13 protein-coding genes and 1 pseudogene are annotated in these 13,879 nt (G+C 42.4%); 7 read left to right on the forward strand and 7 right to left on the reverse strand.

Annotated elements, in window-relative coordinates; all coding sequences use genetic code 11:
- Positions 1–34 precede the first annotated feature (34 nt).
- The 6 genes and pseudogenes from RE628_RS15895 (at position 35) to RE628_RS15920 (ending at position 5,464) form a co-directional block, all read left to right on the forward strand.
- Positions 35–583 (forward strand): TetR/AcrR family transcriptional regulator, encoded by a 549-nt coding sequence (locus tag RE628_RS15895; RefSeq protein ID WP_309154001.1) that lies wholly within the window; start codon positions 35–37, stop codon positions 581–583.
- A gap of 73 nt (positions 584–656) precedes the next feature.
- Positions 657–1,403, forward strand: coding sequence for a DUF421 domain-containing protein (locus RE628_RS15900; RefSeq protein WP_309154002.1), 747 nt, complete (start codon positions 657–659; stop codon positions 1,401–1,403).
- A gap of 71 nt (positions 1,404–1,474) precedes the next feature.
- Positions 1,475–2,380: a polysaccharide deacetylase family protein gene (locus RE628_RS15905; RefSeq protein WP_309154003.1), complete on the forward strand. Its 906-nt coding sequence runs from the start codon at positions 1,475–1,477 to the stop codon at positions 2,378–2,380.
- Between the two features lie 73 nt (positions 2,381–2,453).
- A complete protein-coding gene (locus RE628_RS15910; RefSeq protein WP_309154004.1) occupies positions 2,454–3,491 on the forward strand; it encodes an asparaginase in 1,038 nt (345 codons plus the stop codon).
- Positions 3,492–3,714: 223 nt separating this feature from the next.
- Positions 3,715–4,377: pseudogene (locus tag RE628_RS15915) on the forward strand (alkaline phosphatase); the annotation flags it as partial.
- 115 nt (positions 4,378–4,492) lie between these two features.
- Positions 4,493–5,464: a serine hydrolase domain-containing protein gene (locus RE628_RS15920; RefSeq protein ID WP_309154005.1), complete on the forward strand. Its 972-nt coding sequence runs from the start codon at positions 4,493–4,495 to the stop codon at positions 5,462–5,464.
- 59 nt (positions 5,465–5,523) lie between these two features.
- Here the strand turns inward: RE628_RS15920 and RE628_RS15925 are convergent, their stop codons facing one another.
- The 5 genes from RE628_RS15925 to RE628_RS15945 all read right to left on the reverse strand — a co-directional run bounded on the left by RE628_RS15925 (position 5,524) and on the right by RE628_RS15945 (position 10,158).
- A complete protein-coding gene (locus tag RE628_RS15925) occupies positions 5,524–6,153 on the reverse strand; it encodes a glycerol-3-phosphate acyltransferase (protein ID WP_309154006.1) in 630 nt (209 codons plus the stop codon).
- Between the two features lie 2 nt (positions 6,154–6,155).
- Positions 6,156–7,280: a glycosyltransferase family 2 protein gene (locus tag RE628_RS15930; protein ID WP_309154007.1), complete on the reverse strand. Its 1,125-nt coding sequence runs from the start codon at positions 7,278–7,280 to the stop codon at positions 6,156–6,158.
- A gap of 140 nt (positions 7,281–7,420) precedes the next feature.
- Positions 7,421–8,044, reverse strand: coding sequence for a hypothetical protein (locus tag RE628_RS15935; protein WP_309154008.1), 624 nt, complete (start codon positions 8,042–8,044; stop codon positions 7,421–7,423).
- A 33-nt stretch (positions 8,045–8,077) separates the two neighbouring features.
- Positions 8,078–8,824, reverse strand: coding sequence for an LTA synthase family protein (locus RE628_RS15940; protein WP_309154009.1), 747 nt, complete (start codon positions 8,822–8,824; stop codon positions 8,078–8,080).
- Entirely contained in the window at positions 8,824–10,158 is a 1,335-nt protein-coding gene (locus RE628_RS15945) for an SPFH domain-containing protein (RefSeq protein ID WP_309154010.1), read from the reverse strand. Before RE628_RS15945 ends, RE628_RS15940 begins: the two co-directional genes overlap by 1 nt.
- 836 nt (positions 10,159–10,994) lie before the next feature.
- Here RE628_RS15945 and RE628_RS15950 point away from each other — a divergent pair.
- A complete protein-coding gene (locus RE628_RS15950) occupies positions 10,995–11,651 on the forward strand; it encodes a transcriptional regulator (RefSeq protein ID WP_309154011.1) in 657 nt (218 codons plus the stop codon).
- 461 nt (positions 11,652–12,112) lie between these two features.
- Here RE628_RS15950 and RE628_RS15955 read toward each other — a convergent pair whose 3' ends face one another.
- On the reverse strand, positions 12,113–13,312 hold the full coding sequence (locus RE628_RS15955) for an MFS transporter (protein WP_309154012.1): 1,200 nt from the start codon (positions 13,310–13,312) through the stop codon (positions 12,113–12,115).
- Between the two features lie 409 nt (positions 13,313–13,721).
- Entirely contained in the window at positions 13,722–13,871 is a 150-nt protein-coding gene (locus RE628_RS15960; RefSeq protein ID WP_309154013.1) for a hypothetical protein, read from the reverse strand.
- Positions 13,872–13,879 lie beyond the last annotated feature (8 nt).

The following is a 13,879-nucleotide window of genomic DNA, read 5'->3' on the forward strand; positions in this document are numbered from 1 at the left end:
TTCCGAGAGCACATCAAACAAGGGGGAATCGTATATGAAAGAGAATATCCTTAATGTCGCTGCTGAACTCATTGAGAAATACGGACTTAGAAAATTCACGATCGATGAAATTGCAAAGGAATTAAAAATCAGCAAAAAAACAATTTATAAGCACTTTCAAAGTAAAGATGAGATTATTAAGGAGTTCTTTATTACAACACTGGACAGCGATCGAAACAGCGTAATTAGCGCACTCAACAGCGACCTGAATTTTAGGGATAAAATCCATTCGATTATATATTCCAATCACATATACAAAATCCCCCTCGCCCTCTTAACTGAAGCTAAACAGTTTTATCCTGAAGAATGGACTAGAATTGAGGAATTAAAGCACTTCAAGACACGCTCTATACAAAAATTGTTGGAGCAAGCTCAGACTAATGGCATCCTCAAGCCGCAGATTCATTTTGGAGTTTTATCAAAAATGCTGGAGGAAATCAGTGATATCTTTATCGACTACGATTTTCTGTTGGAGAACAAACTAACAACGTCCGAAGCCATCGATGAAGCTTTGAAGATTGTGTTTAACGGAGTTATGAAATAGCACTGACGTATAATAAGTGGCAATCCAATCATACTAAACCATAGCAAATCCCCACCAAAAGGATGTGGCCTATGTGAATGGATGGATACAATTCGATTTTTGGGAAATGATCTTGAGAACTACCATCACTTTCCTTATCCTGCTTACACTGACCAGACTTATCGGCGAAAAACAGCTAGGACACCTTACCTTTTTCGATTATGTTACTGGAATTACGATCGGCTCTGTAGCAGCGGAAATTGTCGTTAGAAAAGACACTCCTTTTTTTAACGGCATGATAAGCTTAATATGGTGGGTAATTCTGGCGATTCTGATAAGCTATATAAGCTTAAAATCAAGTAAAGCCCGAATTGTGATGGATGGACAACCGAAGATTATTATTAAAAAAGGGAAGATTATGAAGGATACTTTGAAATCGACCCGTTTAAACCTGGATGATCTATGCATGATGCTACGGGAAAAGGATGTATTTAGCATCCAGGACGTTCACTACGCAATCCTAGAACCTGATGGGAAAATAAGCGTTCTTAGAAAGGAATTCAAACAACCTGTAACTAAAGGGGACTTGAATATTCCTACTCCTAACTTCACATATTTACCGTCCGAGATCATTTCAGATGGAAAAATAGTTAAGAAGAACTTACAGGAATTAACTCTTGATGAGACTTGGCTCCATCAAGAGTTACTGAAAAAGGGATCCATTCTGCCGAAGAAGTGTTCTATGCTGAAGTGCAGAGTGATGGATCCCTATTTGTTGATAAGGACTGAGGTTCAGTGTATAATGCTGGTAACAAGTTCAATAAAAATTCAAGGGACGTAGTTTACGATCATTCGTAAATTGCGTCCCTTTATTCTTGTTCAATATCCTATTAATCTGTTGAGGTGTATACAATGTTTGAGATACCACAGCTTATGCCAAATGATCGAGCTATTATTATCAATGCGGATGACTTTGGAATAACACATAGTACAAATCAAGCCATAGTAGAATTGTTCGAAAACGATTCAATTACTTCCTCTTCTCTCATGGTCCCTTGTACTGCAGCAAAAGAAGTACCCCAATTATGTTCCAAGAACCATAATCTCAAAGTCGGAATACATCTGACACTTACTAGTACAGAAAACTATTCACTTAAACCTGTATTTCAAGAGTATAATCTGGAGAGTCTGGTTACTGATGAAGGCTTTTTCCCTAAGGACCTTACGTTTGTTGAAAAGAATGCAGATCCCCTTCATGTCAAAGCGGAATTGGAAGCGCAGATATTATGGGCGCTCTCGCATGGAGTCGATGTTACCCATTTGGACAGCCATGCTGGTTCAGTTATGGGTCTTACGACCGGCCGTGATTTCCTTGAGATCGTATTCGATTTATGTGAGAAGTATGAATTGCCCTTTAATTTACCTTTGCAAATTATCGATCAGCCTTTCTTAAGTAGGAGTCAAAAAAGTCTTTTTGAACAAAGGATTCTTTCTGCTAAGCGTCGTGGAATTGAGTTAATTGACGACTTGATACCGCTCCCCTATCATCTTGATCCTGGAGAGAATTACAATCATATGAGAGATGGGCTAATTAGGCAGATTGAATACTGCAAACCAGGCATTACACAGATCGTTGCTCATCCCGCCAAGGTAACAAGTGAACTCCAGGCACTAACCCCGCACTTCAAAAAAAGAGGGCTTGAATTCCAATTGCTCAATGATCCACGGATCAAGCATACGCTTCAAGTAAATCACATAAAGCTAATATCATGGGAATATTTGCGCTCGCTACAAAGATCCAAGAAGCCGCTGTATTGACTTATTGGCAAATATACGTTAATTTTCTGACTAGCAGTACTGAATAGATTGCAACTGGAAAGGAATACCAAACATGATAATACCTGATTATTCCGTACATTTTGAAACTTTGCCTTCTTATAATCCTGAGCTTAAAAATGTTGTCGTTCTAGCCACAGGCGGGACGATTGCCGGAAGCGGAGAGGCGCATAAAACATTAAATTACGAACCGGGTTCACTGCCTATAGAGCATCTTCTCGATAGTGTGCCGCATTTGAATGAGATCGCGAATTGCAGCGGCTTACAGATCAGTAATCTGTGCAGCGCTGACATTACTGGCTCACACTGGCTGACCTTGGCCACAATCATCAATGATTTAGCCCAAAGGGAAGATGTCCATGGCTTCGTCATTACTCATGGGACGGATACACTCGATGAGACATCCTATTTTCTCAACCTTGTCGTTAAGACAGACAAACCCGTCATTATTACCGGTTCCATGCGTCCAGCTACTGCAATTAGCGCTGACGGCCCGCTGAACCTGTTCCAATCCGTTGCACTGGCTGCAAATCCAGAAGCGATCGGCCAGGGAGTGATGGTCGTATTTGCAGAAGGAATATACAGCGGCAGAGATGTGCAAAAAGTTAATACTTTTAAAGCTAACGCCTTCGACGAACGGGATTTCGGCTGCCTCGGATACATGCGGGACCATCAGGCTTTCTTCTATACCCGTTCGCTGAAGAAGCATACAACGGATGCTCAATTTGATATTTCACAAATATCTGAACTGCCAACAGTCTCTGTTGCTTATTTTCATGTCGATGCTGACCCGGGGATCCTGGATTATCTAGCTACGATCTCTAAAGGGATCGTCATCGCTGGAGCAGGCGGAGGTATCTACAGTAAACCTTGGATCGACCGAGTTCAGGCACTCAAGAATAACAATATCCCTGTAGTACGCTGCTCACGGATTTCAAGTGGAATTACGCTCAAGGATGCTTATATTGACCTGTCCGCGAACTCTATTCCATGCAATAGTCTCGTTCCGCAAAAAGCTCGGATCCTCCTCTCTCTTGCCTTGACACAGACAACAGAGTATCACGAGATTGCAGCTATGTTTGATGAATATTAAGCTAGCGATGTAAATAAAGACAGCCCAAACAAGCGGGGCTGTCTTTATTTACATAATATGCTAATTGATAAAACACTCTCTTAATGTATAACGCCTACTATTAATTTGTAAAACATACATTAGGAGGGAAAATATGAAGCCAGATAAGACTAAATTGAAACATGCTATTGTAGCAGCAACTGCTGCAGCCGTGCTCGTCTCGGGCGCGATTACAACGCAAATCTCGGAGAAAAGCAAGGGAACTCAAGGCAATCTCGTTAATAAAGCCAAGCAATTAGGCTATTCATATGTGTCCAGTAAAGAGGAACTGCAAAAAGCTAAGAATGGTAAGCTGCTCGGTTTATTCGCAAATGAGGAAATGTTCCAGCAAAGACCGGAAGGCGAAGGAGATATTTATGATCCGGTCGTCTCCTTACCGGAGATGACGAAGAAAGCGCTCGATACACTCTCCACCAATAAAAAGGGATTTTTCCTGATGGTTGAAGAAGAGGGCACTGATGAATTCGCTCATGAGAACAATGCGAAAATGACGATCAAATCTGGCCAAGAGCTCGATAAAGCCGTTAAGATCGCTAAAGACTTCGCCAAGAAAAATCCGGATACCCTCGTACTTGTGCTGGCCGACCATGAAACCGGCGGCTTCTCGATCGAACCTGTGGACGATAAGGACGAATCAGGAGACGGCATCTCCCAAGAAGACGGACCTTTTGCTATCGCCAAATCGAAACTTAACTTCGTAGTGGATTGGACGACTTCAGGGCACACGGCGGTAGATATTCCAGTTACGGCAACTGGCAAAAATGCCGAACTCTTCACAGGAATCTATGAGAATACTGAAGTATTTAGCAAATTGATGCAGGCTCTCGGACTGAAAACTAAGAAATAACTTATAGAGAAATATTGAGACAGACAGCCCTTACGTCAGATGAATGACGTTAAGGGCTGTTTTTTGCAATTATTTAGGCCATAATGTTATATGTACATAACATATTAATCAAAGGATGAACGCCATGAGTTTTACATCACTGTCTGCCTCCCTTGCGGAACTGAAGCTAAGAAGCTGTCTGATCAGTAAACGTGGCCAGCTAATTTTCGAATATTATAAAGACACTAACATCCCGGGCCAGATCGCCAAGATTAACTCATGTACCAAGAGCATCCTTTCCTCTCTTATCTGCATCGCTATGGATCAAGGGTACTTGCCTCCTCCGGAAACAGCGATCTCGAAATACTTCCCGGAGCTTGTTGTAAAGGCAAAGTATGGCTCCATCCAGACGGACGAGCCATCCACTGGCAGCAAAATACCCGATGCTCGCAAGCTTGATATTACGATAAATCATCTGTTAACAATGTCAGCTGGATTTGATTGGACGGAGTTTGGCGGGCAAAATTCTTTTCCGAAAATGACAAGAACGTCGGATTGGATCAACTTCGTGCTGGATCAACCTCTATCCGATCTACCTGGTACGAGAATGGAGTACAATTCCGGAGTCTCGCAGCTGTTGTCTGTTATTCTGGTGCAAGCAACCGGCTTATCCGTTGCCGAATTTGCCGAGAAGCAGCTATTCGGCCCGCTCGGGATAGAGTCCTATAAATGGGAGACCGACCCTCAGGGTTTCCACACTGGTGGCTTCGGACTATGGCTGCGCCCTACCGATATGCTGAAGTTTGGACAACTCTATTTGCAACAAGGAATGTGGGAGGGCAAGCAGATCATCTCGCCTGAGCTTATCACCCGAACTATCCATCCCACTCTTCCCGCCGAAGCACCGCGTCATGGATTTTATGGCTGGCACTGGTGGGTGGATAAGTTGTCTTCAATTGACTATTACTATGCACGCGGCTTCGGCGGGCAGTTCATTCATATCATCCCTAGCCTGGAGACAGTGGTTGTTCAGACGCATGATAATCGCAAGAAAAAGGAACAACCTGATATTTTCCGTGAATATATCTTGCCTTTGTTAATCGAATAACGTCCCTGTAAATCTGAAAAGGAAGGTATCGGACTCGAACTGTCGATACCTTCCTTTTATCATTTTCCCCACCTGGCTTCATCAATAGACCAATTTCTCACGATAAAGGACATGCATGCTTTTCTGTTCGTATATAGGAGGATTACAAAATTAATTATCCAGATGTAGATCAGCGGTAGCGAGAAATCAATGAAGTATAGATACACTAATAATATTAAAAATCCGATTACGACTTGAAAACCATCTGTTGACCTTGGATCGGCCCGGTTGTTATGGAGCGGGATGAAGATAAGTTTCAGTAGAGCCAGAATGACCGCGTAAGCTAGAGCAACCTCGAACCATGTTAACGCACTCCACACACCAAAGGTCACAGCTATCGCTTTACCGCCCTTGAATTTCATAAATGGTGAGAATACATGCCCCAAAATAAAAGCAGTTGCAACCCATATCAGATCATAGCCTTGAATTAGTCTGAAATGCATCATCAAGAATAGAGGAACGTATCCCTTGGCGAAGTCGAGCAATATCCCCAGTAGCCCCATTCTGTACCCAGCTGCTTGCCATAGATTGAAGGCGCCAGGATTGCCGTCTCCTTCCCTTCGTATATCTTTGCTAGCTACCTTCCCCAGCCAATAAGAGAACATCAGTGATCCGGACAGAAACCCCGTAACGGTCAGCAAGATGATCATTTCTAGGACCTGCCCCTCACCTGAATCGCCCTGCCTTTCCACGATACAGACCCAAGAAATATGACCTGATATGCGGAATAGAGCATCACAATCAGAAAGAACAGCGTCGACAAAATATGAAGGATTGGCATTAGCTTACCGAACTTTCCAACGTACTTGATCAAATAAAAAATTTGCATGGTATACAGTACATAACCGATAAGTGCTGCATAGAACCACGAACTATCCCAAAAGATAACAGTACTCTCGGCGACAATCAGTCCAATTAACCATAACGCAACCAATACGATTGTCGGAGCCGCTAATTTGGAGGTACTGAGAACAGCCCCCTTTCCAAATCCCTGCAGTTCACTCTTGATCCCGTTCGGATACATTCTAAAGGAGACAAGTCCTTGCCCTAGAAAGTTGGTCACTGGAATTCCAGCTGCCCGGTACCTTGCCCCTAAATTGAGATCGTCCAACACTTCTGCTTTAATACTGTCATGTCCCTGAATCGCTTCATAATCCACTCTGGTCGTAATAATACAGGAACCATATAGTCCTTTCTGCTTACTTTTACGTTCAAAAGGAGAAGTAAAGGCGAACACGCCAAGAATATTGGCAACCATTGCTAACCGTTCATAAAGTTTCTCCGTATAGTGGTACGGGACAACCGAGATTACCCCGCCACATTGCTTACGTAATCCTAATAACGATTCAAGCGCATGAGGATCCATCCGAATATCCGCATCCAGAAAAACAATCAAATCGCCTGAACTATGCAGAAATCCATTCCATACGGCCCAGGTCTTCCCCGTCCACCCGGCAGGTAGCTCCGGATTATCTACTACCTTAACTCCGTAGCTCATAGCAATTTCTCGCGTTCGATCCTCTGAACCATCGTCTACAACGATAATTTCATCAGGTTGATAGCGTTGACTCAACAAGGAGCTAAGGAGTTGAGGCAAATTGGCCTCCTCATTTCTAGCAGGGATGATGACTGAAATTCGTTCATCTTTTATATATGTCTCTGTACTTTCCGGCACTGTATTTTTTCGAAACAATAAAAAACCTGAAATACATCCCAAGAAGACAATAACAGAAACTGCAACCACCAAATCGATCCCCCGATCAGAAAGGAACTGCATGAACAAGATTAATTATTTATACGCGACATGATAGTTTTCAATGCTAGATGTACCGGATATAACGGAAAAGCCACGAAACCCTCATCTGGTAAAATACAGTGAGCTGCTTCATGGCTAATGGTTTGAACTAAATTTGATGATTAGGTAGTGGCCTCTTTATAAGGTACTACAGCACCGCAGAATTCGCACTTAACCGACTGATCCGGCGGTACATTTGCTACAGCACCGCACCCCGGACATTCGACTGATAGTGGTACTTTAGGAGTTGCTCCCGTTACTGAAGACGTTCCTCTCGGAAAAGCGCTAGCTGGATTACCATTCTCCGTTGATGAAGTATAAACATAGCTAGTGGTAACAGTTCTACCACCCTGAGAATTTGCTTGTTTGATCTGCTGCTGTACAAAATCATTTACCGATCTTGCATCAAGTGGGTCAAAACCTGTATTCACCGGTCTTTGCGGAGATGGTCCTGCTTGGTTCGGATTAGGAACCCCGTATGGTACACCATTCGGCATCCTATTCATACCAGGATTTGCAGGTCCACCTCGGGGATAGCCTGCCATGTTCATTTGGGGCTGCTTTTTCGCATCAACCATCTTGATACTCGCTATTAACAACAAAATACCCGGTAAAATTAATACAATAAGAGAAATAAAAAACAACGCCACTTCAGACGAAGCTAAACTTCCAAAAACCATGATGATCCCGAGAAGAAGTAGAACTATTGATAATACCATGAGCAAAACACCGGAAAGCTTCTTCACATCATAACCTCCTGAACCTATATCGTCGACTAACTATTTCGATACGAGCAGCTGGTTGTTCCGTCTGGCAAGTGTACTAGAGAATTCATTCAAGCCTTGTAGAATAGCCTCGAATGATAACTCCCTATCGCCTGAGAACATCAGCGTTACCTGATCTATCAACGAATGAATTTGATGATACAATGATTGATCCATGTATGTAAGCGAATGTGGCGTAATCGGATCGCTGTAATGAACCTTGTCGATCAGCTTAGCCATAACAGACTCGATTTCTTGATTATACGGACTATCTACGGAACGGACTTTTTCCTGTAATTCTTTTAACGCCATTTCAATAGCATGCAGGTTCACAACGCTTGTGTTCGTGTCTTCTTCGCGATCGATTGCTGATCTGACAAACAAGAAGAGCAATCCACCAATAATAACCGCCATGGCAAAAGTCAATATATGCAAAAGGATGAACCAACGTAGAGCAAGGTCAGCAAATCCGGTAAAGAAGGAATAAACAAGTACTGCCACGAAATATGCAACAATAACGGTCCCGAGACCTAAATATCCAGGAATCATTTTTTTAATGGTATCGACGTTACCGACCCAATAATCCGCATAACGCCAAAGGATGGTTTCCGCCAATAAAACAGAGATCAACGAAATCCAAAAGGAAACCGTAATCACAAAGCTAGTATACAGTGCCAAAAAGGCGAATAACGTTGATAAGACTGTTACCACATATAATCCAAATAATACAATCTTCCCCAAAGGTAACCGTTTGGTTGCCACTAATCATTGCCTCCTTCCAGCAGGTTCGTCCCGCATTCCAGACAAAATTTTTGATTAGGAGCGACTTCTTGCCCGCAATTCTTACACTTCTTAACGAGCACAGTACCACAATTACCGCAAAATTTACTGTTACCCGGCACTAATTCACTGCAAGTAGGACAACGACGGGGCAGCGGCTCTTTGCATTTTACGCACTCCAGACTATCCTCAGAATTATCCGCGCCACACCGCGGACAAGCAAAGTACTTATCTCCGCAGTTTGGACAAAATTTAGAGTCCCTTGGAATAGGTGAGCTACAGACATTACAAACAACGAGCTGTTCCTTTGCCACATCATTTTGTATGTTCCCAGTTAACGAATGACCACAACTGCTGCAAAAAGCGGAATTCCCCTCGTTAGTATGCTGACAGTTCGGACAAATACTTTGGGAGGATGGCTTGCCTGTCGCTTTTGTATTCATAGCTCCTGCAAGCTCGGACATTGCATTTCCTAACGGGCCGCCAATGCCGTATCCCATTCCGAAGCCTACCCCGGTACCCATCATTCCAGACTGCATACTTCCTTCGTTCTTGGCGGCGCCCTCTAACGTATCAAAGGTCCGCTCCTGCTGATAATTATATCCAAGAATGTCCATTTCCGCCTTGCGAGCAAGCGCATCTCTCAAGCGTTTGACGGAAGGATCCGAATCTGGAAGATTCACACTCTGGACGTATAGGTTTAAGACATTAATCCCATACTCATCCATAGCGGAGGCTACTGAACTCTTAAAATGATCTGACATTTCACTAATAAATGCATTGATCTCCAGCACGCTGATCTTTTTATGTACAAGGTAAGAAGTAATCAGTGAGTTAATGTTCATTCCTATTAAGCCGCGGAAATATTCAATCAACGTATTCTGAGTAAAACCGCGTAGCGTTCCTACCAACTTGGTCAGGAATTTGCGCGAATCCTCGATTTGAATGCCCAGCTGTCCAAAAGCCCTTACAGGAACAATAATATTATATTTAGGATCTTGTAATTGAATCGGGCTGGACGTTCCCCATTTCACATCCAACGAGCTCACCTTATTGATATACCAAACTTCGGCCGAAAATGGAGACTTGCCTCCAAACGGCAAATTGATGATATTGTTCAATATCGGAATATTAGCCGTACTTAACGTATGACGACCAGGACCATACAAATCAAGCGCTCTGCCGTCTTTATACAGAATCGCTTCCTGGGATTGATTTACAATCAGTTGAGTCCATGTCCCTAATTCTGTCTCGGGATGCTTCCATACAAGTACATCAGGGGAGCCATCATACTTTATTACATCAATTAGTGCCATTCCTCTTTCCCCTCTTATCTATATATTTATATAATTATGTATTCTACCAGTTCCATGTATTTCCTCCTACAATACAACAAAAGGACTAATCAATAAGGCACTTCCATCAGATCTATATGACACTCTAATACGATAAATCATAGCAGAAGTTGCAAAAAAAATAATTGAGAGTTAAACTTAAATAAATTGGCCATAAAGTTTACGCCGCTTCGATCCTTTGTGTATCGAGGCGGTTTTTTTGTCTTTTAAAGCTGTGATATGAACCACATACCTCGGATGACTCTCCCCATTCTCTAACGAAACTACGTATTGCTATTTACACAAAAAGAGGCCTCGAAAAATTCTAACGAAACTGGGTATCGCTATTTAGTGAAAACAGCAGGATTACACCCGTTTTTCACCCAAATAGCGATATGGTGTTTCGTTAGATTTGAAAAGGCCTTAAATCTACTCAAATAGCGTGTCTCAGTTTCTTTAGCGTGGGTGTTTGGTGGCAGAGGCACAGTTCGTTAGCGGACTTGTTCGGTGACAGAGGTTCCAGTTTTGTTCTAGTAGAATCGTTCGATAGCAGAGGTCACTGTTTCATTTGCGGCACTGTTAACTGTTAATCCACTAGCGGAACTGTAACACAATAACTGCCTAATTATTGGGGTAGTGACTTCAGTCACGATTATGGAATTGCAGTCAACTAATTACTGTGTATAGTAGTAGTCTCCAAATTTTAGGATGCAGGTTAAACTTAACTTAATGTGGTCGTAAAGCATACGCCGCTTCGGTACTTATGTATCGGGGCGGCTTTTTTTGTTATTAAAATAACAAATCGGTGGTGAAGCTGAGTGTCAACATTCGAACAGAAATATGAAGAATGGCTGGAGAGGAACATGGTTCAGGAAGAAAATCCGAGAAGACGTGAATTACTAGAAAACGGACTGGGACATGGAACTATAGAATTCCTACGTACTATTTGGTATCCCGCTGTTCAGCATTTCGAGCATTTATATCCTGAATGGGAAGTACGCGATTTTCATAACGGGTATCGTTATGTCGATCTTGCCTACATGCCTGGAGGAATGAAAGGCGCTATCGAAATCCAAGGCTACGGTACTCATGCTAGAGATCTTGATGTTAGGCGCTTTAAGGATCTGTACTGGCGGCATAGCTTGTTGGCGCTGGACCATTGGATCATTTTACCGATCGCTTACCTTTCTATTAAAGATGAGCCACAGCACTGCCAGCAGCTTATTCTATCATTCATTGGCAGATTTATGGCTGTTGATGTACCGCTCGAGCTAGATTATCTTGAAGCGGAAACCGTACGTTTTGCCCTACGACAGTTCCGTTCTTTTAGTCCGGCTGAGCTTGCAAATCACCTGCGGATTTCAGACCAATACACACGACGTATCCTACATAAACTGGTAGATGCGAATCATTTGGAGGTATCCAGTGGGGGTAAAAGATATCGCAAATATCGTTTGCGAAGCCTACAAAATTAAACCACAGGCGTGGCAAATGATTCTTCTCATTCGCTAACGAAACTACGTATCGTTATTTAGGCAAAAAGAGGCCTCTCAAAATTCTAACGAAACTGGGTATCGCTATTTGGCAAAAAAAACGGGCATAAGCCCGATTTTTGCTCAAATAACGATATGGTGTTTCGTTAGATTTGAAAAAGCCTCAAATATGCTCAAATAACGTGTCTCAGTTTCGTTAGCGGAGTTGTTCGTTGGCAAATACTACCGTCACATACGGATTGCATCTCCAGAATTGATCCTAAATGACCGCTGATTCACAATCCCGGAATGTATTCATTTCATTTGCGCTATTCAGTCCATTAGTGACACCGATCAACAAGAATCACTTTCTCACAATGGCATAACCCCGCGCTCCGGCCTTGCCCGCAAGCACCCAGCATTTAATAAGGCGCTGCGAAAAAGGCTTCAAAATGTCAATTATTTTACTTCAGCCGATTGTAAAGCCTTGTTTGAGCCTCTTTTAAAGTTAGCATCACTAGGAAGGAAATGCAGTATAAGGCTGCTAAGTAGATCATTACGACCGTCATATCATAGCTTTGAAGAATATAGCCCACAAAGACTGGTGAAAATCCTCCTATAGCTCTACCAAAGTTAAAAATCGTATTTGTCGCCGTACTTCGAATTTGCACAGGATAGAAGCTGCTAATTAAAGCTCCATACCCGGCAAACATGCCATTCGAGAAGAAGCCGACAACTGCGCCACCGATTAATATGGCGATACTTCCAGTTGCGTAAGAATATAAGAACACAGCACCTGCTGATGCAAGTAAAAAGATACCAAAAGCACGCTTTGCGCCGAATCTATCCATAAATCTGCCAAACACTAGCATCCCTATAATCATGCCAACCGCTGTACTAATTGTCCATAAAGCGGAGCTTGAAACGGATAAACCTTGAGATTTCTGCAACATAGATGGTAACCAAATCATTAAGCCATTGTAGCCGGCAATTTGTACAGTTGCCATAATTATCAATGAAATTGTCGTCATTGTCGTTCTAGGCGTTTCAAAAAGCTGAGCTAACTTCCCTTTATTGTTTATCTTTTTATTCTTCTGAGCAGCCAGCCATTCTGGTGATTCCCCAAGATTCTTACGTACAATAATAGCGAAAATAACAGGCAACACACCAACTAAGAATAAAGCTCTCCAACCTAACGTTGGTAGAATAATAGCACTGAGCAGTGCTGCTAAAATAACCCCGTACTGAGCACCTACACTAACGTATGAGGAAGCTCTTCCCTGCTTATTTTTCGGCCATGCCTCAGCCACAAGAGCCATACCTATTCCGTACTCGCCTCCTGCACCAAGCCCTGCGATAAATCTATAGATATAAACTTGTTCAATATTCGTTGCAAGTCCAGTTAAGGCTGTTCCAATTGCAAATAGCAAGACGGTGTACGTAAACACTTTTACCCGACCATACTTATCCGCTAAAATTCCAAAAATAATACCGCCTAACAGCATCCCCATATTCGTTATGGAAGAAATCAGTCCACCCGTTGCGAGATCAATGTTAAATTCTGAAATAATCATTGTCATCGCGAAGGAAATAAACATTATATCCATTCCTTCTAACGTTAGACCTGCTACTGAAGCAACCACTGTTTTCTTTCGATAATCCATTCTTACGATCCTCCCGTTTCTTGTTGAAAAATCTCTTTTAATTTGTTTGAGGGAATGGATTACATAATTTTTCCATTCTCTTTTGAAGCCTCACGGGACTTCCTTTAAAAGAGTTACAAAAAAAGCATAATAAAAAGCCCTTTTGGCTCAGAGGACAAAAGGGCATGTAAATACATAGATATTATTAATCTTATAACATCAAGTACCCTTTTCAGCCTCTCTGGACCGTTTTAAAGGAAAATTATTTCGTGTTACATAGTAGCAAACTAGAATAGGTGATGTCAATAGCTATGATAAATTGCTAACGAAACTACAGAGCGTTATATAGGCTAAAAGAAGCTTCAAAAAAATCTAACGAAACTGGGTATCGCTATTTGGTGAAAAAAGCGGGGAAAAGCCCGAATTTTGCTCAAATAGCGATATGGTGTTTCGTTAGATTTGAAAAGGCTTCAATTTTGCCGAAATAGCGTGTCATAGTTTCGTTAGCGTTACATACCGCAGGGAGTAGGCCATCGGGCTGGCCGCCAGACAGACCACTAAGCAGGCCATCAGGCGCCATCAGGCAGG

It is taken from the genome of Paenibacillus sp. D2_2, from assembly GCF_031199965.1.
Taxonomy (GTDB): domain Bacteria; phylum Bacillota; class Bacilli; order Paenibacillales; family Paenibacillaceae; genus Fontibacillus.